23 protein-coding genes are annotated in these 22,722 nt (G+C 67.8%); 9 read left to right on the forward strand and 14 right to left on the reverse strand.

All coding sequences use genetic code 11. The features are described 5' to 3' along the window. Positions 1 to 7: 7 nt before the first annotated feature. Positions 8 to 1,354: a phosphomannomutase/phosphoglucomutase gene (locus ACT6SE_RS01610; protein WP_014645860.1), complete on the reverse strand. Its 1,347-nt coding sequence runs from the start codon at positions 1,352 to 1,354 to the stop codon at positions 8 to 10. A gap of 140 nt (positions 1,355 to 1,494) precedes the next feature. Between ACT6SE_RS01610 and ACT6SE_RS01615 the strand changes: the two genes are divergently transcribed. From ACT6SE_RS01615 to ACT6SE_RS01625, 3 genes are read left to right on the forward strand one after another with little or no spacing between them, the layout of a single operon-like run. Next, the gene (locus ACT6SE_RS01615; RefSeq protein ID WP_014645861.1) at positions 1,495 to 2,229 is read left to right on the forward strand and encodes a CoA transferase subunit A; all 735 of its coding nucleotides are present in this window, start codon (positions 1,495 to 1,497) and stop codon (positions 2,227 to 2,229) included. Position 2,230: 1 nt separating this feature from the next. Beyond that, entirely contained in the window at positions 2,231 to 2,863 is a 633-nt protein-coding gene (locus tag ACT6SE_RS01620; protein ID WP_014645862.1) for a CoA transferase subunit B, read from the forward strand. A 48-nt stretch (positions 2,864 to 2,911) separates the two neighbouring features. Continuing rightward, complete coding sequence (locus ACT6SE_RS01625) at positions 2,912 to 3,499, forward strand: alpha-ketoglutarate-dependent dioxygenase AlkB family protein (protein WP_014645863.1); 588 nt, start codon at positions 2,912 to 2,914, stop codon at positions 3,497 to 3,499. Between the two features lie 75 nt (positions 3,500 to 3,574). On the opposite strand, the gene ACT6SE_RS01630 is transcribed toward ACT6SE_RS01625, so the two are convergent. From ACT6SE_RS01630 to ACT6SE_RS01645, 4 genes are read right to left on the reverse strand one after another with little or no spacing between them, the layout of a single operon-like run. After that, positions 3,575 to 4,216, reverse strand: coding sequence for an ABC-type transport auxiliary lipoprotein family protein (locus ACT6SE_RS01630; RefSeq protein WP_014645864.1), 642 nt, complete (start codon positions 4,214 to 4,216; stop codon positions 3,575 to 3,577). Further along, positions 4,213 to 5,139, reverse strand: a complete 927-nt coding sequence (locus tag ACT6SE_RS01635; protein ID WP_014645865.1) for an MlaD family protein — start codon at positions 5,137 to 5,139, stop codon at positions 4,213 to 4,215. Before ACT6SE_RS01635 ends, ACT6SE_RS01630 begins: the two co-directional genes overlap by 4 nt. A 3-nt stretch (positions 5,140 to 5,142) precedes the next feature. After that, positions 5,143 to 5,970, reverse strand: a complete 828-nt coding sequence (locus tag ACT6SE_RS01640) for an ABC transporter ATP-binding protein (protein WP_046428302.1) — start codon at positions 5,968 to 5,970, stop codon at positions 5,143 to 5,145. A gap of 1 nt (position 5,971) precedes the next feature. Next, positions 5,972 to 7,093 carry an MlaE family ABC transporter permease gene (locus tag ACT6SE_RS01645; protein ID WP_014645867.1) on the reverse strand — a complete coding sequence of 374 codons (1,122 nt, stop codon included), beginning with the start codon at positions 7,091 to 7,093 and terminating at the stop codon, positions 5,972 to 5,974. A gap of 89 nt (positions 7,094 to 7,182) precedes the next feature. Here ACT6SE_RS01645 and ACT6SE_RS01650 point away from each other — a divergent pair, with 89 nt between their 5' ends. Then, positions 7,183 to 8,442: a threonine/serine ThrE exporter family protein gene (locus ACT6SE_RS01650; protein ID WP_046428410.1), complete on the forward strand. Its 1,260-nt coding sequence runs from the start codon at positions 7,183 to 7,185 to the stop codon at positions 8,440 to 8,442. A 92-nt stretch (positions 8,443 to 8,534) separates the two neighbouring features. Here ACT6SE_RS01650 and ACT6SE_RS01655 read toward each other — a convergent pair whose 3' ends face one another. The 3 genes from ACT6SE_RS01655 to ACT6SE_RS01665 form a co-directional block, all read right to left on the reverse strand. Further along, positions 8,535 to 8,918, reverse strand: a complete 384-nt coding sequence (locus tag ACT6SE_RS01655) for an H-NS histone family protein (RefSeq protein WP_010480700.1) — start codon at positions 8,916 to 8,918, stop codon at positions 8,535 to 8,537. A gap of 221 nt (positions 8,919 to 9,139) precedes the next feature. Further along, positions 9,140 to 10,843 carry a proline--tRNA ligase gene (locus ACT6SE_RS01660; protein WP_046428415.1) on the reverse strand — a complete coding sequence of 568 codons (1,704 nt, stop codon included), beginning with the start codon at positions 10,841 to 10,843 and terminating at the stop codon, positions 9,140 to 9,142. 550 nt (positions 10,844 to 11,393) lie between these two features. Continuing rightward, on the reverse strand, positions 11,394 to 11,771 hold the full coding sequence (locus tag ACT6SE_RS01665; RefSeq protein ID WP_046428468.1) for a DUF4124 domain-containing protein: 378 nt from the start codon (positions 11,769 to 11,771) through the stop codon (positions 11,394 to 11,396). An 80-nt stretch (positions 11,772 to 11,851) separates the two neighbouring features. Here ACT6SE_RS01665 and pssA point away from each other — a divergent pair, with 80 nt between their 5' ends. The 3 genes from pssA to rimI are packed head-to-tail and all read left to right on the forward strand — an operon-like array spanning position 11,852 to position 13,622. Next, complete coding sequence (gene pssA, locus ACT6SE_RS01670) at positions 11,852 to 12,628, forward strand: CDP-diacylglycerol--serine O-phosphatidyltransferase (RefSeq protein ID WP_032962272.1); 777 nt, start codon at positions 11,852 to 11,854, stop codon at positions 12,626 to 12,628. After that, positions 12,625 to 13,128 (forward strand): hypothetical protein, encoded by a 504-nt coding sequence (locus tag ACT6SE_RS01675; protein WP_032962270.1) that lies wholly within the window; start codon positions 12,625 to 12,627, stop codon positions 13,126 to 13,128. Before pssA ends, ACT6SE_RS01675 begins: the two co-directional genes overlap by 4 nt. After that, the gene (gene rimI / locus ACT6SE_RS01680) at positions 13,125 to 13,622 is read left to right on the forward strand and encodes a ribosomal protein S18-alanine N-acetyltransferase (protein ID WP_014645873.1); all 498 of its coding nucleotides are present in this window, start codon (positions 13,125 to 13,127) and stop codon (positions 13,620 to 13,622) included. Before ACT6SE_RS01675 ends, rimI begins: the two co-directional genes overlap by 4 nt. A gap of 45 nt (positions 13,623 to 13,667) precedes the next feature. Here the strand turns inward: rimI and ACT6SE_RS01685 are convergent, their stop codons facing one another. The 5 genes from ACT6SE_RS01685 to ACT6SE_RS01705 all read right to left on the reverse strand — a co-directional run bounded on the left by ACT6SE_RS01685 (position 13,668) and on the right by ACT6SE_RS01705 (position 19,707). After that, a complete protein-coding gene (locus ACT6SE_RS01685) occupies positions 13,668 to 14,489 on the reverse strand; it encodes an EamA family transporter (protein WP_046428418.1) in 822 nt (273 codons plus the stop codon). A gap of 158 nt (positions 14,490 to 14,647) precedes the next feature. Next, a complete protein-coding gene (locus tag ACT6SE_RS01690; protein WP_046428421.1) occupies positions 14,648 to 17,476 on the reverse strand; it encodes a valine--tRNA ligase in 2,829 nt (942 codons plus the stop codon). 33 nt (positions 17,477 to 17,509) lie between these two features. Continuing rightward, positions 17,510 to 17,701 (reverse strand): YqaE/Pmp3 family membrane protein, encoded by a 192-nt coding sequence (locus ACT6SE_RS01695; protein WP_014035920.1) that lies wholly within the window; start codon positions 17,699 to 17,701, stop codon positions 17,510 to 17,512. A gap of 19 nt (positions 17,702 to 17,720) precedes the next feature. Then, a complete protein-coding gene (locus ACT6SE_RS01700) occupies positions 17,721 to 18,146 on the reverse strand; it encodes a DNA polymerase III subunit chi (protein ID WP_014645876.1) in 426 nt (141 codons plus the stop codon). Between the two features lie 82 nt (positions 18,147 to 18,228). Then, positions 18,229 to 19,707: a leucyl aminopeptidase gene (locus ACT6SE_RS01705; RefSeq protein WP_046428424.1), complete on the reverse strand. Its 1,479-nt coding sequence runs from the start codon at positions 19,705 to 19,707 to the stop codon at positions 18,229 to 18,231. A 104-nt stretch (positions 19,708 to 19,811) separates the two neighbouring features. Here ACT6SE_RS01705 and lptF point away from each other — a divergent pair, with 104 nt between their 5' ends. Together lptF and lptG are read left to right on the forward strand one after the other, a co-directional pair. Beyond that, positions 19,812 to 20,894 (forward strand): LPS export ABC transporter permease LptF, encoded by a 1,083-nt coding sequence (lptF, locus tag ACT6SE_RS01710; protein ID WP_032962260.1) that lies wholly within the window; start codon positions 19,812 to 19,814, stop codon positions 20,892 to 20,894. Beyond that, positions 20,891 to 21,997, forward strand: a complete 1,107-nt coding sequence (lptG, locus tag ACT6SE_RS01715; protein ID WP_032962258.1) for an LPS export ABC transporter permease LptG — start codon at positions 20,891 to 20,893, stop codon at positions 21,995 to 21,997. Before lptF ends, lptG begins: the two co-directional genes overlap by 4 nt. A 179-nt stretch (positions 21,998 to 22,176) precedes the next feature. Here lptG and ACT6SE_RS01720 read toward each other — a convergent pair whose 3' ends face one another. Then, a complete protein-coding gene (locus tag ACT6SE_RS01720) occupies positions 22,177 to 22,668 on the reverse strand; it encodes an RDD family protein (protein ID WP_046428429.1) in 492 nt (163 codons plus the stop codon). Positions 22,669 to 22,722 lie beyond the last annotated feature (54 nt).

A 22,722-nucleotide genomic window follows, 5' to 3' on the forward strand; every position in this document is an offset into this window, starting at 1 on the left:
TCCTCGGTTACTGCTGGATGAGGCGGGAGATGTCGTCGGTACGTGCCTGCATCAGTGTGGCATCGCCCCGGGCTTCAACATTCAGGCGCAGCAGCGGCTCGGTGTTGGAGCTGCGCAGGTTGAAGCGCCAGTCGCCGAAGTCGGCACTGATGCCATCGGTGTGGTCCAGCGTGGGCGACTGCGCTGCGAAGTGCTCCATCACGCGTGCGACGGCGGCCTTGGCATCGCTGACCTTGAAATTGATTTCGCCGCTGCACGGGTAGGCAGCCATGCGGTCTTCGACCCAGTCGGCCAGCGAGCGCCCGCTTTCGGAAACCAGCTGGGCGATCAGCAGCCACGGAATCATGCCCGAGTCGGCATAGGCGAACTCGCGGAAATAGTGGTGGGCGCTCATCTCGCCACCGTACACCGCGTCTTCGGCGCGCATCTTTTCCTTGATGAAAGCGTGGCCGCTCTTGCACTGCACCGGTACGCCGCCGGCCTGTTCGACCATGTCCACGGTGTTCCAGACCAGGCGCGGGTCGTGCACGACCTTGCCGCCGGGATTGCGCGCCAGGATTGCCTTGGCCAGCAGGCCGACCAGGTAGTAGCCCTCGATGAAGCGGCCGGTATGGTCGAAGAAGAAGCAACGGTCGAAGTCACCGTCCCAGGCAATGCCGAAATCGGCACCGTGTTCGCGCACGGCGTCGGCGGTGGCGGCGCGGTTCTCCGGCAGCAGCGGGTTGGGAATGCCGTTGGGGAAGCTGCCGTCCGGCTCGTGGCAGATGCGGATGAACTCGAACGGCAGGTGCGGCGACAGCAGGTCGACGATGGCCCCGGCACCGCCGTTGCCGGCGTTGACCACCAGTTTCAGCGGTCGCAGCTTGCCAGCGTCGACATAGCTCAGCAGGTGCTGGATGTACGCGCTCTTGTCGTGCTGCGCGCTCTGCGCGGCACGCGGCGGCTGTGCCGCGGACGTATCGGCGGCAACCGCATCGGAAATCGCGAACAGGCCAGTATCGGAGCTGATCGGTCGTGCGTTTTCCTTGACCAGCTTCATGCCGTTGTAGTCCATCGGATTATGGCTGGCGGTGACCATCACACCGCCGGCCGCGCCCAGGTGGTCGGTCTGGAAATAGACCTCTTCCGTGCCACACAGGCCGATGTCGATCACCTCGCGCCCGGTACCGCGCAGACCTGCGGCCAGTGCATCCTGCAGCGCGGGGCTGGTCAGGCGCACGTCATGGCCCAGCACCACCGGGCCCGGCGCAAGCTGCGCCGCCAGGGCAACGCCGATGCGGCGGGCCAAATCTTCGTTCAGTTCTTCCGGCACGCGGCCGCGGATGTCATAGGCCTTGAAGGCGGGCAGGGGCATTGATCGGGATCCTTGGGTGGCTCAGCACGCGATTGTAGTACCTGTCTTGTATGGGAAGCGTTTCCATGCCGCAACGCCACGTGACCGTCTGCCGTGCTGGCCTAGAATGGTGTGATTACATCAACGAAGTGAGGGCGTAGATGAGCAATCCGGCAACGACCGGCGGAAAGCGCGGCAAGCGCTTCGCCAGTGCGACGGAGGCCCTGCAGGGGGTGGTCGCCGATGGACAGACCCTGGCCGTGGGCGGCTTTGGCCTGTGTGGCATTCCCGAGGCGCTGATCGCTGCGCTGCGCGACAGTGGCGTCAAGGGCCTGACCGTGATCTCCAACAATGCCGGTGTCGATGGCTTCGGACTGGGCCAGCTGCTGGAAACCCGGCAGATCAAGAAAATGATTTCGTCCTACGTGGGCGAGAACAAGGAATTCGAACGGCAGTTTCTGGCTGGTGAGCTGGAGCTGGAGTTCAACCCGCAGGGCACACTGGCCGAGCGCCTGCGTGCCGGTGGTGCGGGTATTCCGGCATTCTTCACTGCCACCGGCTATGGCACGGTGGTTGCCGAGGGCAAGGAAACCCGCGAGTTCGACGGCAAGCACTACGTGATGGAGACGGCGCTGCGCGCCGATCTGGCACTGGTCAAGGCCTGGAAGGCCGACGAGGCCGGCAACCTGGTGTTCCGCAAGACCGCACGCAACTTCAACCCGGCCTGTGCGATGGCCGGCAAGGTCTGCATCGTGGAAGTGGAGGAGGTGGTGCCGGTCGGTGCCATCGACCCGGACCAGGTGCACCTGCCAGGCATCTATGTGCACCGCATCGTGCACAACGCGCATCCTGAGAAGCGAATCGAACAGCGCACCATCCGCGCGGAGGGCAACTGACATGGCGTGGACCCGTGACGAGATGGCGGCACGCGCCGCCCAGGAGCTGATCGATGGCGCCTACGTGAACCTGGGCATCGGCCTGCCGACGCTGGTTGCCAATCACATTCCCGAAGGCGTGGATGTGTGGCTGCAGTCGGAGAACGGCCTGCTCGGCATCGGCCCGTTCCCGACCGACGCTGAAGTCGACGCGGACCTGATCAATGCCGGCAAGCAGACGGTTACGGCGCGTGCCGGTGCCAGTTACTTCGGCAGCCACGACAGCTTCGCGATGATCCGCGGTGGCCATGTGAACCTGGCCATCCTTGGCGCCATGCAGGTCACCGACAAGGGTGACCTGGCCAACTGGATGGTGCCCGGCAAGATGGTCAAGGGCATGGGCGGGGCAATGGACCTGGTCGCCGGCGTGCAGCGCGTTGTGGTGCTGATGGAGCACACTGCCAAGAACGGCGAGCACAAGATCCTGGCCGAATGCACGCTGCCGTTGACCGGCGTGGGCGTGGTCGACCGCATCATCACCGATCTGGCGGTGTTCGACGTGACTGACAAGGGCCTGTTGCTGGTGGAGGCCGCGCCGGGTGTCAGCGATGAAGAGCTGAAGGAAAAGACCGGCGTCGCGTTCCGGCGGGGCTGAGGCTGCAAGGGCGGCCAAGCGTGCCGCCCTGCTTCTTGAGGTGCCGCCATGCTGTTCCCCCACGACCTGCCCGATGCCGATGTCCTGCACCTGCCGGGATGGCTGGCTGCGGCCGAGGCCGACCAGCTCCTGTATTCGCTGCAGGCCGAAGTGCCCTGGGAAACCCATCGCATCCGCATGTTCGGCAACTGGGTCGACTCGCCGCGGCTGAGCTGCTGGATCGGCGACCCGCAGGCCCGCTATCGCTATTCCGGTGCCGAGTTCGTGCCGCGCCCCTGGCCGCCGGTGTTGCAGGCCATGCGCGGGCGCCTGGAAGCCGAAGGCCACGGCCGCTTCAACAGCGTGCTGCTGAACCGCTACCGCGGTGGCGGTGACTACATGGGCTGGCACAGCGATGACGAGCCGGAGCTGGGTCCGGCCCCGGTGATCGCGTCGCTGAGCCTGGGCGCGGCGCGCCGATTCCTGCTGCGACGCCGCGACGACCCGGCACGCAAGGCTGAATTCGTGCTGGGCCACGGCGACCTGCTGCTGATGGCCGGACAGACCCAGCGCTTCTACCAGCACGCGCTGCCGAAGATGGCGCGGGTGCACGGCGAGCGGATCAACCTGACCTTCCGTTGGATTTCGCCGCGTTGACGAAGAAGGGGTCAGATCCCTTTCTGGCCGGAAAGGGACCTGACCCCGTAACCACATGCCCGGCGAATGCTGCGATCAGCGCGCAACGGTCGGCTGGTCGGCCTGCCCGCTCTGCAGCGTCCAGCCCACCACGTCCTGCGCCAGCTGCTGCAGGCCACGCTCGAACGCGGCGGTCACCGCCGGTACGTCGGTGCTGCCGACCGGCTGCGCCTGGCGGAAGGTGCGGTCAGCGACCACACGCTGGTCGGCGACATGGATCAGCTTGGCGTTGACCTCGATCACCACGGTGGGCGTGGCCTGGCCCTGGTAATCCGATTCGAAGCGGCGCACATCGGTGGACAGCTTGTAGTCGGCGCGGATGCCGGCGGTGCTGCGGGCCACGCCGCGGATGCGGCCGGAATCCTCGAAGCCACGCAGCAGGGTGTCCTCGATCATGTCGGTGGCCGGCTGCGCCCAGCTGGCACCCTTGTAAATCTCAAGCTGCGACGGTGTCGGCCGCACATTGATGCGCGGGCTGTCGACCATGCGCGCGGCGCTGGGCTTGGCCAGTACCAGCTGCCAGCTGGCCTGCGGCCACGCCGGGTCCGCTTTGACCTGCACGGACGGCGAGTACAGCGTCACCGCGGTTTTCTCGCTGCTGCCGAGGATGGAGCAGCCCCCCAGCAGGGTGACCATCGAAGCGGCCAGCAGCAGGCGCGGAAGAGTGGTCGGGCTCATTTGGGTTCGAACTCCTTCGGTGCGTCGCGGCCCAGCAGGTAGCGCGCGGGGTTGTTCTCGAGGCGGTCGCTGACCCGGCGCAGGTCGCGGATCAGGCCGCGCAGTTCGGTCAGCGTCGGGCCCAGCTGGCCGAGGCCATCGTTGGCGAAGCTGTTGATCGCGGCGCGGTTCTCGCCAAGGATCGAATCGGCGTTGCCGGCGGCCGAGTCGAGCTTGGCCAGGGTCGCGTCGAGCTTGTCGATGATGCCGGGCAGCTGCTGCACCAGGTTCCTGTCCAGGCGCTCGATGGTGCCGTTGGTGGTCTTCAGCGTGGTGTCCAGGCTGCGGGCGGCATCGCGCGCGCTGAGCAGCAGCGCCTGCGTGCCCTGGTCACGGTCGGCCAGGCCGCCGCTGATCGTCTCCAGGTTGGCCAGCGTCGCGTTGATCGAGGCCACGTTGCGGTCGCTGAGGATCTGGTCCATGCGCTCGACGATGCGGTTGGCGACGTCGGTGATGTTCTGCAGCGCAGAGGGCGTGGTCGGGATGATCGGTGCCGGGTCCTTGTTGACCGTGGTCAGCGCCGGCGACTGCGGCGTGCCGCCGCTGAGCTGGATGATCGACGGGCCGGTCAGGCTGGTGATCGCCAGCTTGGCGCGGGTATCGGTCTTGACCGGCGTGTTGGAGTTCAGGCGGATGCGCGCGACTACCTGGCGCGGGTCGTCCGGCACCAGGTTCAGTTCGGTGATCGAGCCCACCGCGATGCCGTTGTACTGCACCGGGCTGCCCACCGACAGGCCGGTCACCGCTTCGCGGAACACCACGCGGTACTCCTGCCAGGTACGGTCGGAGGAGTATTTGGCGGCCCACAGGCCAAAGGCCAGCAGGGCCAAGCCGGTGATCAGGGTGAACGCGCCGATCAGCACGTAGTTGGCTTTGGTTTCCATGGCTCAGGCACTCTCGATCTGTTCGCCACGCGCGGCGCGCGCGCGGGGTCCGTGGAAGTATTCCTGGATCCACGGATGATCCAGTTTCTCGATGTCAGGCAAGGGTGCGTTGGCCACCACCCTGCGGTCGGCGATCACCGCGACCCGGTCGCAGATCGCGTACAGCGTGTCCAGGTCGTGGGTGATCAGGAACACGGTCAGCCCCAGCGCTTCCTGCAGGGTCTTGATCAGGCGGTCGAAGGCGGCCGCGCCGATCGGGTCGAGGCCGGCGGTGGGTTCGTCCAGGAACAGCAGTGGCGGATCCAGCGCCAGCGCACGGGCCAGGCCGGCGCGCTTGCGCATGCCGCCGGACAGCTGCGAGGGCAGCTTGTTGATCGCATCGGCGGGCAGGCCGGCCAGCTTCACTTTCAGCAGCGCCAGTTCGTAGTGCCAGCGCTCGGGCAGCTCGCGGTGGTGTTCCTTCAGCGGCACCTGCACGTTCTCGCCCACGGTCAGCGAGGAGAACAGGGCGCCGTCCTGGAACAACACGCCGGTGTTGCGCTCGATGTGCAGCCGGCTCTCTGCATCGTCGGCACGCGCGTCGCGGCCGAGTACTTCGATCTGCCCGGCATCGGGCACGCGCAGGCCGAGGATCGAGCGCATCAGCACCGATTTGCCGGTACCGGAGCCGCCGACCACGCCCAGGATTTCGCCGCGGCGCACATCCAGGTCCAGGTCTTCGTGCACGGTCTGGCTGCCGAAGCGGTTGACCAGGCCACGCACGCGGATGGCCAGTTCGTGGCCCTGGTCGTCGCGCATGTCGATGGAGTCGGGGAGGGCGGATGTGCTCATGTCACCAGTCCATGTGCATGAACCACAACGCCGCGAAGGCGTCGATGATGATCACCAGCGAGATCGTCTGCACCACGCTGGAGGTGGTGCGCTCGCCGACCGACTGCGCGGTACCCTCGACTTTCAGTCCTTCCAGGCAGCCGATCAGGCCGATCACCAGCGCGAACACGGGTGCCTTGGACAGGCCGACCAGCAGGTGCCGCACTTCCATCGTCTCGTGCATGCGCGCGATGTACATCTGCGGCGGGATGTCGAGGTCGAACGCGCCGACGGTGATGCCGCCGGCCAGGCCCGCGATCATCGCGATGAAGGTCAGCAAGGGCAGGGTGACCAGCAGCGCCAGCAGTCGCGGCAGCACCAGCAGGTCGACCGGGTCCAGGCCCAGCGTGCGCATTGCATCGATCTCCTCGCGTGCCTTCATCGCACCAATCTGCGCGGTGAACGCACTGGCGGTGCGGCCGGCCAGCACGATCGCGGTCAGCAGTACCGCGAACTCGCGCAGGAAGGCGATGTTGACCAGCTCGACCACGTAGATCTCGGCGCCGAAGTCGCGCAGGATGGTCGAGCCGAGGAATGCGATCACCGCACCCACCAGGTAGGACAGCAGCGCCACCAGCGGTACCGCATCCAGCCCCACCTGCTCCATCTGGTGCACGGTGGCGGTCAGCCGGAAGCGGCGGGGTTCCTTGACCAGCCGGGCCGCCTTGACCAGGTTCTCGCCGAGGAAACTGCACAGCGCCTTGATGTTGTGGCCAGTGGCGTGGACGCTGACACCCAGCCGTTCCAACGCGGCCAGCACGCCGAAATCGCGCTTGGGCTTGGGGCGGTCGTCGGCCACTTCCTCGATGGTGCACACCAGCGCCTGGTGGTCCGCGCGGAACTGCAGTGCGTCTTCGTGCAGATCGGCACGGTGGGCCACGCGCAGCACCTGCAGCACGCCGGCCGAATCCAGCTGCTCGATGCCGGTGGCATCGATGCCGGTCAGCTTGTCGGGAACGCCGTGCAGGACCTCGGCCGCGGCCAGCGCGGTCTTCAAGGTCCAGGTGCCGGACAGGTGGATCAGGCCCGGGTCATGGGCATCCTGTTCGAGCTGGGGGGCGAGGTTCGGGGTGACGTGGGCCATTCGGGTCGCAGCATAACCGTTCTGTGGGCTTCGCGTCGAACTCGGATGAATTTCTCCGGTGGGCCCCAGCGTAGGTAATACTACGGCGCATGTCCGCAGACGCTCACACGATCCCCACGCCCCAGGCCACCTACGCACAGCGCGTGGCCTTTGTTTCCGAGATCGCCGGACGCCTGCACAGCTATGGCACCACGGCCCAGCGCCTGGAAACGGCGGTGGTGGCACTGGCCCGCCAGCTCGATCTGGATTGTGAACCGTGGTCGAATCCCACCGGTATCATCCTCAGCTTCAGCGATCCGGCGCAGGCGATCGGCTCCAGCGACATCACCCGCGTGATCCGCCTGGCGCCCGGTGAGAACGACCTGCACAAGCTCAGCGTCGCCGACCATATCGCCGAAGAAGTGTCCAACGGGCGGATGAGCATCGCCCAGGGCCATACCGCGCTGCGCCAGCTGGACAAGGATCCGGGCCGGCGCGGCAAGCTGCGCACCATCCTGTCATTCACCCTCGGCGCGGCCGGCGTGGCCGGCATGTGGAAGCTGCCGTGGCTGGACATCGCCACCGCCGGTGTCATCGGCCTGATGATCGGCCTGCTCGGCATGGTCACCGACCGCCGCCCGGCCACCCGCGAAGCGGCCGAGGCGCTGGCGGCGCTGCTGGCCGGCATGGTCGCCACCCTGGTGGCGTCCTTCATTGGCGCGCTCAACCTCAATACGGTGATCATCGCCTCGCTGGTGGTGCTGCTGCCCGGCATGTCGCTGACCAATGCGGTCAATGAGCTGGCCAGCCAGCACTGGGTGTCGGGCACCGCGCGCTTTGCCGGCGCGCTGACCACCATCATGAAGCTCAGCGTCGGCGCGATGATCGCGGTGACCCTGGCCGACGTGCTCGGGCTGGATCCGGTGATCCGCGCCGCGCGGCCGCAGGGGCCGTGGGTGGAGTGGGGTTCGCTGCTGACCGCGGCCTTTGCGTTCGCGATGCTGTTCAAGGCCAACCGGCGCGATTACCCGTGGGTGATCGCCGCCTCGGTGGCCGGTTATGCGATCTCCAAGTTCGGCGGCCATGCCTGGGGGGCGCCGGCCGGCATCTTCCTGTCGGCGATGCTGCTGACCGCGGGCGGCAATCTGTTCGGTCGCCTGGTCGGGCGTCCGGGCGCGATCATCCGCCTGCCCGGCATCATCATGATGGTGCCCGGCAGCACCAGCCTGCGCGGCGTGCTGACCCTGGTCCAGCAACAGGATGTCGGCGCCGGCCAGAGCGTGTTCCTCACCGTGCTCAACGTGGTGATGGCGCTGGTCGCCGGCCTGCTGTTCGGCAACCTGCTGATGCCCGCTCGCAAGACCCTGTGATGATGTCGGTGGGTGTGGACCCCGGTCCACACACCGGAGAATGAAAAACGCCGGCGTCCGCCGGCGTTTTTCATTCCAACCTGATCCCGGCCTCAGGCCTTCTTGATCAGGAAATCTTCCGGCTTCTTGTTGCCCTTGGCGGTCAGTTCAGCCATCCAGCGCGGCTGCTTGCCACGGCCGGTCCAGGTTTCCTTCGGATTGGCCGGATTGCGGTACTTCGGTGCAACCTTGCCCAGCTTGCGGCCGGCGGTCTTCGACGGGGCCTTGGCGGCCGGGGCGGCCTTGCGGGCACGCGTGGCCGGGGCGCTGCCGAACAGTTCTTCGATGGTGTAACCCTCGGTCTTGGCCAGCTTGGTCAGCTGGGCCCGGACCTTGGTGATCGGCCGGCGCTTGGCGACGATGGTCTGCTGCTTCTTGGCGGTACGGATCAGGGCGCCCAGCTCGCGTGCTGACAGGCCGGTCAGGTCAATGCTCATTTACGGTTACTCCGGAAACTAATGTGTGGACGGGACAAGCCAGTCCATGGCGTCGGCGGACAGAATAGAGATGAATTAATCACAGCACAAATGCAGGCGGGTCATGGCGTGGCGGCATGCAGACGCCGTCGCGGTGATTTTGACCGGATTATGTCCGCTGCAATATCGGGGAAGGGCGCGGGCAAAAAAAAAGACCGGGGCAGGCCCCGGTCTTTTCCTGATCAGCCCTGCAGACGCTGCAGCAGGGAGGCCTTGTCCAGGTTCTCCGCGTCGCTGGCGCGGCGCGAGCGGTACTCGTAGGTGCCAGCGGCCAGGCCGCGTTCGCTGACCACCACGCGATGCGGAATACCGATCAGCTCCATGTCGGCGAACATCGCGCCCGGGCGCAGGCCGCGGTCGTCGAGTGCAGCGTCCAGGCCCGCGTCGCGCAGCTCCTGCAGCAGGTTGGCAGCGGCGTCGGCCACGGCCGCATCGCCCTTCGGGTTGATCACGCACACCACCACCTGCCACGGCGCCATCGCGTCCGGCCAGATGATGCCGGCATCGTCATGGTTCTGTTCGATCGCGGCAGCCACCACGCGCGAGATGCCGATGCCGTAGCACCCCATCGCCATCACCGCGGCCTTGCCGTTCTCGTCCAGCACGGTGGCATCCAGCGCTTCGGCGTACTTGCGGCCGAGCTGGAACACATGGCCGACTTCGATGCCACGTGCGATCTTCAGTTCACCGCCGTCCACGGCACGGTCGCCGGCCCGCACGTTGCGGATGTCGGCCACTTCCGGTTCCGGCAGGTCGCGGCCCCAGTTGACGCCGGCCAGGTGGAAACCGGCTTCGTTGGCGCCGACGACGAAGTCGGCCATCGCCGCCACTTCGCGATCGGCGACCACGCGGATGGCCTTGGCCGGGGCGACCGGGCCAAGGAAGCCCGGCACGCTGCCCAGGTGCTCGGCGATTTCCGCCTCGCTGGCGAAGCGCTGCTCGTCCAGGCCGGCGACCTTGGCCAGCTTGATCTCGTTGACCTCATGGTCGCCACGCACCAGCGCCAGCACGAACTGCTGTGCCTTGCCTTCGCCGGCGATCAGCGCCACCGACTTCACCGTGCGCTGCAGGTCGATGCCGAGCAGCGCCGCGACGTCCTCGCAGGTCTTCTGGGTGGGGGTATCCACCTTGCGCATCGTTTCGGTGGCGGCCGCACGCGGCGCCGGGTCGGCGGCAATCGCCGCTTCCATGTTGGCTGCGTAGTCCGAGCCGGTGGAGAACACCAGCGCGTCCTCGCCGGAATCGGCGATGACGTGGAATTCCTGCGACGCATCACCGCCGATGGCACCGGAGTCCGCCTGCACCATGCGGAAATCCAGGCCGAGGCGGGTGAAGATGCGGCTGTAGGCCGACTTCATGTTCTCGTATTCGCGCACCAGGCACTCATCGTGCAGGTGGAACGAATAGGCGTCCTTCATCAGGAACTCGCGCGAGCGCATCACGCCGAAGCGCGGGCGGATCTCGTCGCGGAACTTGGTCTGCACCTGGTAGAAGTTCACCGGCAGCTGCTTGTAGCTGGACAGCTCGCTGCGCGCGAAGTCGCAGGCGGCTTCTTCGGCGGTCGGGCTGTAGCAGAACACCTGGTCCTTGCGGTCCTTGATCTTCAGCAGCTGCGGGCCGAACTTCTGCCAGCGGCCGGTCTGCTCCCACAGTTCCTTCGGCTGGATGGTCGGGATCTGGAATTCCACGGCACCGGCCCGGTCCATTTCCTCGCGCACGATGCGCTCGACCTTGCGCAGCACGCGCAGGCCCAGCGGCGACCAGGTGTACAGGCCCGATGCCAGCTTGCGGATCATGCCCGCGCGCAGCATCAGCCGATGGCTGGTCAGCTCGGCGTCGCTGGGGGTTTCCTTGGTGGTGTGCAGGTGGAACTGGGAGAGGCGCATCGTCGGCTTCGGATAACGGCAGAGACCTCTATTCTGCCAGCCCGGCCGGGGGGAGGGGTATCGGCAGGGCTGCGCCCTGCACCTGCGGGTAGTGCCGGCCGCTGGCCGGCAACAGCAACAGCAAAAACGGGTTTCCTGGGAGATGGCGGGGTGGGTCCGGCGGCAGGGGACGCCGTAAACCCATCCCTGGGGGCTTGGTCGCGGCTTGCTCGTGTGCGCTGTCCTGCGCACACGGCAAGACCGGTGTTGAGCGTCCTGCCCAACCCGCCCGAGGCATGCCTCGGGCCCATGGCGCTCACACCCCTGCCGCCGGACCCACCCCGCCTTCGACAGTTTCCTGCGAGCTGTCGGAATGGCTCCTGGGGTCAGATCCGTTTTCCGCAGGAAAACGGATCTGACCCCGAATTCAATTCGAGATCTGACAGATTTCATCCACGCATGGCGTGGATCTACCACCGACACCGCCCCGCCCAACCCACAGATAGCCCAGAGCCGGCTGTTGCCCTTGCTGTTGCCTCTGCAGGTGCAGGGCGCAGCCCTGCCGATACCCTTAACCGGCCGGTGGGCAGTACGCCTTGATGGCGGCCTCCGCCAATCCCCTCTGCGCGGTGTGCTGCTCCGGCGTCAACGGGGTATCGGCCTTGCCATCACCATCGGTGTCCTGCATCACCTGGCCACCACCGTCCAGCAGGGCCAGGTTGGCCCGGGCCGTGCTGCACTGCCCGGGGACCGGCGCGGCCGGGGTCTCGGTGCTGGCTGCGGCCTGCGGGGTGCGGGCCTGCTCGCGGGTCTCGAACTTCTTGCCCGCCGGCGGGGTCTCCGAATACTGGGTTACGCCATGGGCGTCCTTCCATTTGTAGACGGGGCCGGCCACGGCGTTGGCACTGGCCAACAGCAGCAGGCATCCAAGGCAGGACAGGGCACGCATGGCAGACTCCACGGAATGGGCGCAGAACGCCGATTGCAGCATTGGCGCCGACCGCTGGCAAGTCGATTAAACTGGATTCCATGGACCCGATCACACCGCCGCCGCGCTCGCGCACGATTTACCTGCTGCCCAACCTGTTCACCACCGCCGGCCTGTTCGCCGGTTTCTACGCGATCATCGCCGCGGCCAACGGGGATTTCGTCAATGCCAGCATCGCCGTGTTCGTGGCGGCGGTGATGGATGGCCTGGACGGGCGCGTGGCGCGCCTGACCGGTACCAGCAGCGAATTCGGCGTGCAGTACGACTCGCTGGCCGACCTGGTCAGCTTCGGCATGGCCCCGGCGCTGGTGATGTACCATTGGTCGCTGTCGTGGCTGAAGTTCGACGATCCGCTGCTCGGCCGCGTCGGCTGGGCCGTGGCCTTCCTGTATGCGGCCTGCGCGGCGCTGCGCCTGGCCCGCTTCAATACCCAGGTGGCGGTGGTCGACAAGCGCTGGTTCGTCGGCCTGGCCAGCCCGGCCGCAGCGGGCCTGATGATGTCCTTCGTCTGGGCGTTCGCCGATGGCAACCTGGGCTGGGACGGCAACCAGCTGCGGTACGTGGCGCTGGCGGTGACGATCATCGCTGCGCTGCTGATGGTCAGCCGCATCCGCTTCTGGAGCTTCAAGGGTGGCGCTGCCAAGGGCACCCGTTCGGACCGCGTGCCGTTCCTGGTGCTGGCACTGGTGCCGGTGGCGATCGCCATTGCGGTCATCGACCTGCCGCGCGTGCTGTTCGCGGTCGGCATCCTGTACGCCCTGTCCGGCCCGGTGATGTGGGCCCTGCAGCGCCTGCGCAAGAAGCCCGAGGCCGCGTGAGCGAGGACCTGCCCGTGCTGTGGTCACCGGCCCAGCAGGCCTGGCTGCAGGCCATGGGCTACACCGTCTATCACGATGGCCAGCTGGCTGCCGAGCTGGATGCCGCGCTGCAGTTGAGCGTGGCCGAAGCCGAGGCCAGCGTCGCCCCGCCGGAACCGGTGCGGGCCCCCGTGCCGTCGCGCGAACAGCATGCCGGGGTGGCGCCCGCAGCCCGCCCGGAACGCCCGGCACCGCCGCGCCGCGAAACGCCGGTCAGTGCCCCGGATACCGTGCCGGCGGCTGAGCGCCCGATGCCCAGCGGCAACGCGCGCCAGCCGGTGGTCCGCCTGCCGGATCGCCTGCAGATCGCGCTGCTGCGTGCGTCCGGCTGCAACCCGAACGACCCGGCTACGCAGCGGTTGATGGACAGCTGGCCGCTGGATCAGCTGCGCCACGACCCGGCCGCCAAGCGTGCGCTGTGGCCGCAGCTGCGTGCCCTGCGCAAGCGGGGCACGCCATGAGCGCGGTCACCCGGCCCGGCCCGGTCAGCCTGCGTGCGCTGCGCGAGAGCGACCTCAATGCGGTGATGGCGATCGAACTGCGCGGCTATCCTTTTCCCTGGACCCGCGGCATCTTCATCGACTGCCTGCGTGCCGGCTATCCCGGCCTGGCGATGGAGCGCGATGGCCTGCTGGTCGGCTATGGCGTGCTCAGCATCGCCGCCGATGAAGCGCACGTGCTGAACATCTGCATCGATCCGCTGGCACAGTCGCGCGGGCTGGGCCGCCAGCTGCTGCGCGCGCTGGTGCAGCTGGCCGCCGACCGTGGCGCACAGCGCGTCTTCCTGGAAGTGCGTCCGTCCAATACGCCGGCGCTGGCGCTGTATCACAGCGAAGGATTCAACGAGATCGGCCGCCGCCCGCGCTACTACCCGGCTGCACAGGGCCGCGAGGATGCGGTCGTGATGGCGATCGAGCTGGTCGACGGCGATCTGCAGGAAATGCCGCCGCTGTAACGCAGACGGGTTGCCGGCCAGCGGCCGGCACTACCGATGCGTCGCTCACGCCAGCCGCAACGCCAGCACGCCGCCCACGATGAGCGACGCTGCCAGCCAGCGCGTGCGCGGCACCCGCTCGCGCAGCAGGAACACCGAGATCAGCAGCGCGAACAGGATCGAGGATTCGCGCAGCGCCGAGATCATTGCCACCGGCGCCTGGGTCATGGCCCACAACGCCATCGCATAGGAGGCGGTGGTGCCGACGCCACCGGCCAGTCCCAGCGGCCAATGCTGCCGCGCATAGTCCAGTACCGCGCCGCCGCGCGTATACAACGCCCACAGCGGCAGCGGGATGCCCGACAGCAGGAACAACCACAACGTGTAGCTGAGCGCGCTGCCGGACTGGCGCGCACCCTGCGCATCGACCAGCGTGTAGGTGGCGATCATCGCTGCGGTCAGCAGCGGCAGGCGCAGTTGGCCGCCACGCGCATCCAGTGCCATGCACAGGATGCCGGTGCTCACCAGCACCACGCCCAGCCACGCTGCGGCGGGCAATGGCTCACCGAGCAGGGTGCCGGCCAGTGCGACCAGGATCGGCGCGCTGCCACGCATCAGCGGGTAGGCCAGGCTCATGTCGACCTGCTGGTAACAACGCGCGACCAGCCCGTAGTAGGTCACCTGCAGCAGCACCGACGCAGCCAGCCAGGGCCAGCTGTGCGCGGCCGGGAAGGGCAGGAAGGGCAGGGCGGCGGCCGACAGCAACGCGGCACTGCCGGTCACCAGCACGGTACCGAGGAACTTGTCCGGGCCGCGCTTGACGATCGCATTCCAGCTGGCATGCAGCGCCGCGGCAGCGAGGACGAGCAGGAAGATGGAAAGCGGCATCCGCCGATGATGCCATGCGGGGCAAATGGAAACGCCGGGCATCGCCCGGCGTTTCCGATTCCGCTTCGGTGGGTGCCAACCTCTCCCGCCGTGGCAGGTGCCAACCTCCCCTGCCGTGGCAGGGGCCAACCTTGGTTGGCACGCACCAGAGCGCGGCGTTACAGCTTCGCGCGCTGCTCGCGCAGGCCGGCCAGCTGGGTGTTCCAGTCGACCAGGCGCACGCGCTCCTGATCGACCACCGCCGGTGGCACCTTGTCGGTGAACCTGGCCAGCTTGGTTTCGCTCTTTTCCTGCTCGCCTTCCACGCGCTTGATCTCCTTGTCCAGGCGCGCGCGCTCGGCATCGAGATCGACCAGGCCTTCCAGCGGCACCAGCAGCTTCAGCTCGCCCACGATCGCGGCGGCCGCCGGCGGTGCGCTTTCGCCCTCGGCCAGCCACTGGATGCTGTCCAGCTTCAGCAGGAACGACAGCGAGGCGCTGAAGCGTTCGATGCGCACGCGGTCCTGCTCCAGGCCGGCCTGCAGGCGCAGCGGCACCTGCCTGGACGGCGCGACGTTCAATTCGCTGCGCACGCGACGCACCGCACTGATCACCGCCTTCAGCCATTCCACGTCGGCCTCGGCCTGGGCGAAATCACCGGCGAATTCGGCGGCGGTCGGGTACGGGCGCAGCGACAGCGTGGTTTCGGCCAGGCCCAGGCGCGGGGCCAGCTGCTGCCACAGCTGTTCGGTGATGAACGGGGTGAGCGGGTGCAGCAGGCGCAGCAGCGCTTCCAGCACGTACAGCAGGGTGTGGCGGGTGCTTTCGGCATCAGCCGCGTCGGCACCGTTCAGTGCCGGCTTGCTCAGCTCCAGGAACCAGTCGCAGAACGCGTTCCAGGCGAACTCGTACAGGCACTGCGCCAGCAGGTCGAAGCGGTACGCGGCGAAATGGCCCTGCGCTTCGGCGGTGGTGGCGGCCAGGCGCGAAAGGATCCAGCGCTCGGCATCGGTGCGCGGGGTCGGCACGCCGGTGAACGCCGCACCTTCGGTGTTCATCAGCGCGAAGCGGCTGGCGTTCCACAGCTTGTTGCAGAAGTTCTTGTAGCCCTCGGCGCGGTTCATGTCGAACTTGATGTCGCGGCCGTGGGTGGCCAGCGCGGCGATGGTGAAGCGCAGCGCATCGGCACCGTGGGCAGCAATGCCGTCCGGGAATTCCTTGCGGGTGGCCTTCTCGATCTTCTCCACCATCTTCGGCTGCATCAGGCCGCCGGTGCGCTTGGCGACCAGGTCGTCGATGGTGATGCCGTCGATGATGTCCAGCGGGTCGAGCACGTTGCCCTTGCTCTTGGACATCTTCTGGCCCTGGCCGTCGCGGATCAGGCCGGTGAAGTACACGTCCTTGAACGGGATCTTCCCGACCAGGTTGTCGGTGGCCATGATCATGCGCGCCACCCAGAAGAAGATGATGTCGAAGCCGGTGATCAGCACCGACGACGGCAGGTAACGGTCGAAGCCGCGCTCGGCCATGGCCTGTTCGTTCGGCCAGCCCAGGGTGGAGAACGGCCACAGCTGCGAGGAGAACCAGGTCTCCAGCACGTCGCTTTCCTGGTTCAGCACCACCTCGCTGCCCAGGTTGTGCTTGGCCCGCACTTCCTCTTCGCTGCGACCGACGTAGCAGCTGCCGGTGGCGGCATCGAACCACGCCGGGATGCGGTGGCCCCACCACAGCTGGCGGCTGATGCACCAGTCCTGGATGTTGTTCATCCAGTGGCGGTAGGTGTTGATCCAGTTCGGCGGCACGAAGGCAATGCTTCCGTCCTCGACCAGTTCCAGGCCACGCTTGGCCAGGTCGTCCATCTTCACGAACCACTGGTCGGTCAGGTACGGCTCGATCACCTGGCCGGTTCGGTCGCCACGCGGCACCTGCAGCTTGTGCGCCTTGGTCTCGACCAGGATGCCCAGATCTTCCAGCTCGGCCAGCACGGCCTTGCGTGCTTCATAGCGGTCCAGGCCCCGGAAGCGTTCCGGCGCGTTCTCGTTCAGCGCCGCCACCGGGGTGAACAGGTTGATCATCGGCAGGCTGTGGCGCACGCCCACTTCATAGTCGTTGAAGTCGTGCGCCGGGGTGACCTTGACCACGCCGGTGCCGAACGCGCGGTCCACGTAGTCGTCGGCGATCACCGGCACGCGCCGGCCGGTCAACGGCAGCACCACGTTCCTGCCGATCAGGTGCGCGTAACGCTCGTCTTCCGGGTGCACCATCACCGCGGTATCGCCCAGCAGGGTTTCCGGGCGGGTGGTGGCAACGACCAGGTAGTCGCGGGTTTCGCGCAGGGTTTCCACGCCGTCGGCATCGCGCTCGACGTGTTCGTAGCTCAGGCCGTCATCCAGCGTGTAGGCGATCGACCACAGGAAGCCGTCCTCCTCGGCGCTCTCCACTTCCAGGTCGGAAATGGCGGTCTTCAGCACCGGGTCCCAGTTGACCAGGCGCTGGCCGCGGTAGATCAGGCCCTGCTCGTACCAGCGCACGAAGGCCTCGTTGACCGCCGCCGATGGCTGCGGGTCCATGGTGAAAGTGCTGCGCGACCAGTCGGCGGAGGTGCCGAGGCGGCGCATCTGGCGTTCGATGGTGTCGCCGGACTGCTGCTTCCACTCCCAGACCTTGCCGATGAAGCCTTCGCGGCCCAGCGAATCGCGGGTCTCGCCCTTGCCTTCCAGCGCCAGGTTGCGGCTGACCACCATTTCGGTGGCGATGCCGGCATGGTCGGTACCGACCTGCCACAGCGTGTCGTAGCCGCGCATGCGGTGGTAGCGCACCAGCGCATCCATCAGGGTCTGCTGGAAGGCATGGCCCATGTGCAGGGTGCCGGTCACGTTCGGCGGTGGCAGCAGGATGGTGTACGGCTCGCCCGTGCCGGACGGCTTGAAGTGGCCGGCCTTCTCCCAGGCCTCGTAGAGGTCGGTCTCGAAGGACGTCGGGTCGTAGCTGGAGGCGAGTTGGGTCATGCGGGGGAACCGGTAATCAAGGCGGAAGGGAGATCAGCGCGACCCGAGGGCGCGGCGGATCTTCTGGTCGGTGTGGTACTGGCTGACCGCGTAGGCGGCCCAGATGGCGGCGGGCAGCCAGCCGATCAGGGTGATCTGCAGGATCAGGCAGACGATCCCGGCCAGCGGCCGGCCGATGGTGAAGAAGGACAGCCAGGGAAGAATCAGGGCGATCAGCAGGCGCATCAAGGGGTCCTCGCCGGGCTCACATGTCGTGCTTGTTGAGGTCGTAACCGGCGGCCTTGTACTGGCGCCAGCGCTCGCGCAGCGGTTCGCGCGCTTCCGGATCGGCCGGGACCACTTCCAGCACACGCTCGCACTGGCCCAGCCAGGGCTCATCGCGCAGGTTGATCACCAGCGGGCGTGCCGGCGCGTCGGTGCCGGGTACGGCGATCAGCACCAGGGCCTCTTCCTCGTCCATGTCTTCGCCGGCAATCTGGTGCGGGATGTAGGCATCGTTGTCGAACGCCCACAGCAGCTCGTCCAGTTCCTCGGCCTGGGCCTGGTCACGGGCCAGCACCAGGGTGAACAGCCCGGCGTCGTTGGCCTTGCGCGCCAGTTCGCAGACCAGGCGCAACGGCTCGGTCAGGAAGCGGGGCTTGGCGATCAGGTAGAAGTCGGCGCGGGGCATGGCAGGGTCCGGGTCAGGCAAGGGCCCGGCAGTGCCGGGCGAGGCCCCGGCCGGCGTCTGCCGGCCAGGGTCGGGTACGGCATCAGGCGCGGGCGACCTGGTCCAGCAGCCACTGGCTCAGCAGGCCGACCGGGCGGCCGGTGGCCATGCCACGCTTGCCTTCATCGCTGGCGACGCCGGCGATGTCCAGGTGGGCCCAGCGCTGGCCTTCGGTGAAGCGCGACAGGAAGCAGCCGGCGGTGATCGCGCCGGCCCAGCGGCCGCCGATGTTGTAGACGTCGGCGAAGGTCGAATCCAGCATCGGCTGGTACTCGTCCCACAGCGGCAGGCGCCAGGCGCGGTCGAACACGTGCTCGCCGGCGGCCAGCAGCTCGTTGGCCAGGTCGTCGTGCTTGCTCATCAGGCCGGCGGTCTGGTGGCCCAGGGCGACCATGCAGGCACCGGTCAGGGTGGCGACGTCGACCAGCGCGGCCGGCTCGAAGCGCTGTGCGTAGGTCAGCGCGTCGCACAGGATCAGGCGGCCTTCGGCGTCGGTGTTGCCGACTTCGATGGTCTTGCCCGACATCGAGGTGATCACGTCGGAAGGACGGTAGGCGTTGCCGTCGATGGCGTTTTCCACCGCCGGCACCACCACCACCAGGTTCAGCGGCAGCTTGGCCTTGACCGCCGCGACGAAGGTGCCGATGACGTTGGCGCCGCCGCACATGTCGTACTTCATCTCTTCGATGCCGCCCTGGGTCTTCAGGTTGACGCCACCGGTATCGAAGGTGATGCCCTTGCCGACCAGCACGTAGGGCTTGGCGTCGCCGCCATTGTTCCACTTCAGCACGACCAGGCGCGGGCGGTTGGCCGAACCGCGGGCCACGGCCAGCAGCGAGCCCATGCCCAGCGCTTCCATCTGGTGCTCGTCGAGGATCTCGGCTTCGGCACCCTCGTGCTCGCCGGCGAACTTCACGCCCACGTCGGCCAGATAGGCCGGGGTGCAATAGTTCGGCGGCAGGTTGCCCAGCTCGCGGGCGAACTCGACACCGGCGGCGATGGCCTGGCCCTGGGCCAGGGCCTGGGCGTCGTCACCGGCCACGGCCAGCTGGGCCAGGCCGGCATCGTCGGCCTTCTTCTTGCCCAGGGTGGCGGTGTAGCGGTAGGCGGCGTGATCGGCGGCGATCACTGCCTGGCGGATCGCCCAGGCCGCGTCGCGGTCCTTGATGGCCACTTCGGACAGGGTGAACAGCGCGCTGCGGGCGGCGCCGGCCTTCAGCGCGCGCACCGCGTCGCCCACGGCCTTCAGGTACTGCGGCACGCCGAAGCGGGCGGCGTCGCCGAGGCCGACCACCAGCACGCGCGGCGCGGTCACGCCCGGCAGGTCGTGCAGCAGGGTGGTCGCGCCGGTCTTGCCGGACAGGTCGCCACGCTGGGCCAGGGCGGCCAGGCGGCCACCGCTGGCGGCGTCCAGGGCCTGCGCGGCCGGGGTCAGGGTATGGTCGGCATACGCGCCGACCACCAGGCAATCAACGGTGGCGGCGGCCGGAGCAACGTGGTTCAGGGTGAATTCGAGGGCCATTGAGCAGATTCCATTGGCGAGTCCGTACAATCGCAGGCCGTTTACGCCCAGACAGTAGACTGGGCGGCACCGCGAACGAACCCCAGAGTTTAAACCACCGCCCCATGCTGAAGCTCGACCGATACCTGCTGGGCGATTTCGTCCAGAGTTTCCTGGCTACCCTGATCGTCCTGCTGGTGGTCAGCGTGGGCGGCGTGCTGGTGGACATCCTCGGCAACATCGCCGACGGACGCCTGCCGGCCAAGCTGCTGTTCTCCCAGCTGGGCCTGCAGTTCATCGCCTACCTGCCGCTGATCCTGCCGCTGGCGCTGATGCTGGGCCTGCTGCTGGCCGTGGCCCGGCTCTACCGCGACTCGGAGATGGCGGTCATCACCGCCATTGGCGTGGGGCCCAAGCGGCTGCTGCGGCCACTGCTGATGCTGGTGGTGCCGGTGGTGCTGCTGGTCGGCGCCTGCTCGCTGTGGCTGGGCCCGTGGGCCGGCCGGATGGCCGAGCAGATGATCATCGAGGCCAACCGCAGCGTGCTGATGGCCGGCCTGGAGCCGGGCCGCTTCACCCCGCTGCCCAATGGCGGCGTGGTGTACCTGTCCTCGATCTCACCCGATGGCACCCAGCTGGGCAAGGTGTTCCTGCAGCGCCAGAAGGATGACCGCCTGGAAGTGGTGTCCGCCAATGGTGGCCGCATGTTCTTCGAGGGCACCCGCCAGCGCTTCCTGGAGCTGGATGATGGCCACCAGGTGGAAGGCCCGGTGGCCGGCGCGCTGGATTACCGGCTGGCGACCTTTGCCCGCAACGACGTGGCCCTGCCCGACGGTGCACAGACCCGCACCGAGGACGACCCGGAACTGATGCCGACCCTGCAGCTGATCGGCGATGAGCGCCCCCAGGCGCAGGCGCAGCTGCACCGCCGCCTGGCACCGCCGCTGATCGCGCTGGCCTTCGCCCTGCTGACCGTGCCGCTGGGCCGCAGCTCGCCGCGCCAGCAGCGCTACGGCCGCATGATGCTGGCCCTGATGGCCTACATGGTGGGCACCAACCTGATGTTCATCGGCAGTGGCTGGATCGCCAACGGCAAGATTCCGGCCGCGCTCGGCCTGTGGTGGTTGACCGTGCCGCTGCTGGCGCTGGCGATCTGGATGTATGCACGTGATGGCCGCCTGGGCCGCTCGAAGGGAGCCCGCGCATGAGGCTGCGCCCGATGCGTTTCGATCTGTACCTGGGCCAGTCGGTGTTCACCACGGTGCTGCTGACCTGGGCGGTGCTGGTCGGCCTGGACGTGGTGATGGCGTTCTCCGGCGAGTTCAAGGACATCGGCAAGAACGGCTACACCCTGGGCCATGCCGCCGCCTGGGTGCTGTACACGGTGCCGCGCCGCGCCTACACGATGTTCCCGACCGCCGCGGTGATCGGCGCGCTGATGGGTCTGGGCCAGCTGGCCGCGACCTCGGAGCTGACCGCCCTGCGTGCGCTGGGCCTGTCGCGCAAGCGCCTGAGCGTGTCGGTGGCGATCGCGCTGTCGCTGCTGACCGCAGTGATGGTGCTCAGCGCCGAGACGCTGGGCCCGTGGGGACAGGACCGTGCCGATGCATTGAAGGCCAGTGCCAAGTGGGGGCGGGACATCTCCACCACCCGCTACTCCGGCCTATGGGCACGCGAAGGCGACACCTTCCTCAACGCCCAGAGCGGCGAGGAACAGCTGGTGGGCGACAAGGGCACGCGGCTGATCCTGCGTGACGTGCGGCTGTACCGGATCGCCGAAGACGGCAATATCGCCTCGTTGACCCATGCCGCCACCGCCGAGCACGACAAGGACGGTTGGGTGCTGACCGGGGTGCGTCGCGACACCTTCGGCGAGCGCTCGGCCACCCGCCAGGAAGTGGCGCGTGAGCCGTGGAACTCGAAGCTGGATCCGGCGGCGCTGGCCACCGGCATCGCCAAGCCGCGAAACCTCAGCGTGGCCGAGCTGAGCACCAGCATTGCCTACCGCCAGCGCAACGGGCTGGATGCGCGTGATTTCGAGGATGTGTACTGGAGCCGCTGGTTCTACCCGGTGAACGTGCTGGCGCTGTGCCTGGCCGCGGTGCCGTTCGCGTTCGGGTCGCTGCGTAGCGGCGGCATGGGCAAGCGCCTGTTCCTGGGCATCCTGTTTGCACTGGGCTTCTGGCTGCTGCAGCTGTTCTTCGGCCGCATGGCCGGTGCGCTGAAGTTCGATTACCGCATTGCCTATGCGCTGCCGCCGATCGTCATGCTGGCCGTGTCCGGACTGTTGTTCCGGCGCAAGTCGGGCTGATTCTGGTAGCGCGGGGCCATGCCCGGCGCTACCGGGGCAATCCACCGCTTCGGCATCCGTGCCACGACCACCAGCATCCCGGCCCAGCGTGCTGGATTCTGTAGAGCCGAGCCCATGCTCGGCTGCTTTTTGCGCACCGCCTGCCAGCCGAGCATGGGCTCGGCTCTACAGATCGTGCATCACCGCTTGGGCATGCGCACCAGGCGGGTGCCGCTGGCGCGGTCGTGCCAGGTCAGGCGTTGGCGGTCGACCCAGGCCCACCAGAATCCCAGGCCGCCCAGCAGCAGCGACAGCGTCCCCACCGCGAAGCGCAGCCACAGCTGGCCGCGCCGCAACGGCGTGCCATCGCGCGACTGCAGTTTCAGCCGCCACGGCCGCATGCCCAGCGTCTGCCCGCCGCGGCGCCAGCTGGCCGTGGCATACCACCCCGTGATCGCCCAGCACACCGCCCACAGCAGCCACTGCCAAGCGCTGAACGGTGCGATGTTCTCGCGCTGCGCGTGGCCGCTGAAGGTGTAGGCGAGGGTGAACAGCGTGCCGGCCAGCATCCACAGCGCCAGCACCGGCAGCGCGTCGTAGACCATCGCCAGCATGCGCCAGGACAGCAGCGCGCGCGGACGGGGCGTTTCGGTAGCGGCCGCAGGGGCCGTGTCGGTGGCAGGGCGGGACATGCGCCGAGCATACGCAAAGCTGGCCGTGCCCGCAGTGGCCCTCGTATCCTGCAC

Source organism: Stenotrophomonas sp. LC732 (assembly GCF_052446685.1).
In the GTDB taxonomy this organism is placed as follows: Bacteria; Pseudomonadota; Gammaproteobacteria; order Xanthomonadales; family Xanthomonadaceae; genus Stenotrophomonas; species Stenotrophomonas muris.

Coding starts and splice junctions, on each gene's coding strand:
- ACT6SE_RS01610 (WP_014645860.1), bottom strand. CDS start 1,354: ATGCCCCTGCCCGCCTTCAAGGCCTATGACATCCGCGGCCGCGTGCCG.
- ACT6SE_RS01615 (WP_014645861.1), top strand. CDS start 1,495: ATGAGCAATCCGGCAACGACCGGCGGAAAGCGCGGCAAGCGCTTCGCC.
- ACT6SE_RS01620 (WP_014645862.1), top strand. CDS start 2,231: ATGGCGTGGACCCGTGACGAGATGGCGGCACGCGCCGCCCAGGAGCTG.
- ACT6SE_RS01625 (WP_014645863.1), top strand. CDS start 2,912: ATGCTGTTCCCCCACGACCTGCCCGATGCCGATGTCCTGCACCTGCCG.
- ACT6SE_RS01630 (WP_014645864.1), bottom strand. CDS start 4,216: ATGAGCCCGACCACTCTTCCGCGCCTGCTGCTGGCCGCTTCGATGGTC.
- ACT6SE_RS01635 (WP_014645865.1), bottom strand. CDS start 5,139: ATGGAAACCAAAGCCAACTACGTGCTGATCGGCGCGTTCACCCTGATC.
- ACT6SE_RS01640 (WP_046428302.1), bottom strand. CDS start 5,970: ATGAGCACATCCGCCCTCCCCGACTCCATCGACATGCGCGACGACCAG.
- ACT6SE_RS01645 (WP_014645867.1), bottom strand. CDS start 7,093: ATGGCCCACGTCACCCCGAACCTCGCCCCCCAGCTCGAACAGGATGCC.
- ACT6SE_RS01650 (WP_046428410.1), top strand. CDS start 7,183: ATGTCCGCAGACGCTCACACGATCCCCACGCCCCAGGCCACCTACGCA.
- ACT6SE_RS01655 (WP_010480700.1), bottom strand. CDS start 8,918: ATGAGCATTGACCTGACCGGCCTGTCAGCACGCGAGCTGGGCGCCCTG.
- ACT6SE_RS01660 (WP_046428415.1), bottom strand. CDS start 10,843: ATGCGCCTCTCCCAGTTCCACCTGCACACCACCAAGGAAACCCCCAGC.
- ACT6SE_RS01665 (WP_046428468.1), bottom strand. CDS start 11,771: ATGCGTGCCCTGTCCTGCCTTGGATGCCTGCTGCTGTTGGCCAGTGCC.
- pssA (WP_032962272.1), top strand. CDS start 11,852: ATGGACCCGATCACACCGCCGCCGCGCTCGCGCACGATTTACCTGCTG.
- rimI (WP_014645873.1), top strand. CDS start 13,125: ATGAGCGCGGTCACCCGGCCCGGCCCGGTCAGCCTGCGTGCGCTGCGC.
- ACT6SE_RS01685 (WP_046428418.1), bottom strand. CDS start 14,489: ATGCCGCTTTCCATCTTCCTGCTCGTCCTCGCTGCCGCGGCGCTGCAT.
- ACT6SE_RS01690 (WP_046428421.1), bottom strand. CDS start 17,476: ATGACCCAACTCGCCTCCAGCTACGACCCGACGTCCTTCGAGACCGAC.
- ACT6SE_RS01695 (WP_014035920.1), bottom strand. CDS start 17,701: ATGCGCCTGCTGATCGCCCTGATTCTTCCCTGGCTGTCCTTCTTCACC.
- ACT6SE_RS01700 (WP_014645876.1), bottom strand. CDS start 18,146: ATGCCCCGCGCCGACTTCTACCTGATCGCCAAGCCCCGCTTCCTGACC.
- ACT6SE_RS01705 (WP_046428424.1), bottom strand. CDS start 19,707: ATGGCCCTCGAATTCACCCTGAACCACGTTGCTCCGGCCGCCGCCACC.
- lptF (WP_032962260.1), top strand. CDS start 19,812: ATGCTGAAGCTCGACCGATACCTGCTGGGCGATTTCGTCCAGAGTTTC.
- lptG (WP_032962258.1), top strand. CDS start 20,891: ATGAGGCTGCGCCCGATGCGTTTCGATCTGTACCTGGGCCAGTCGGTG.
- ACT6SE_RS01720 (WP_046428429.1), bottom strand. CDS start 22,668: ATGTCCCGCCCTGCCACCGACACGGCCCCTGCGGCCGCTACCGAAACG.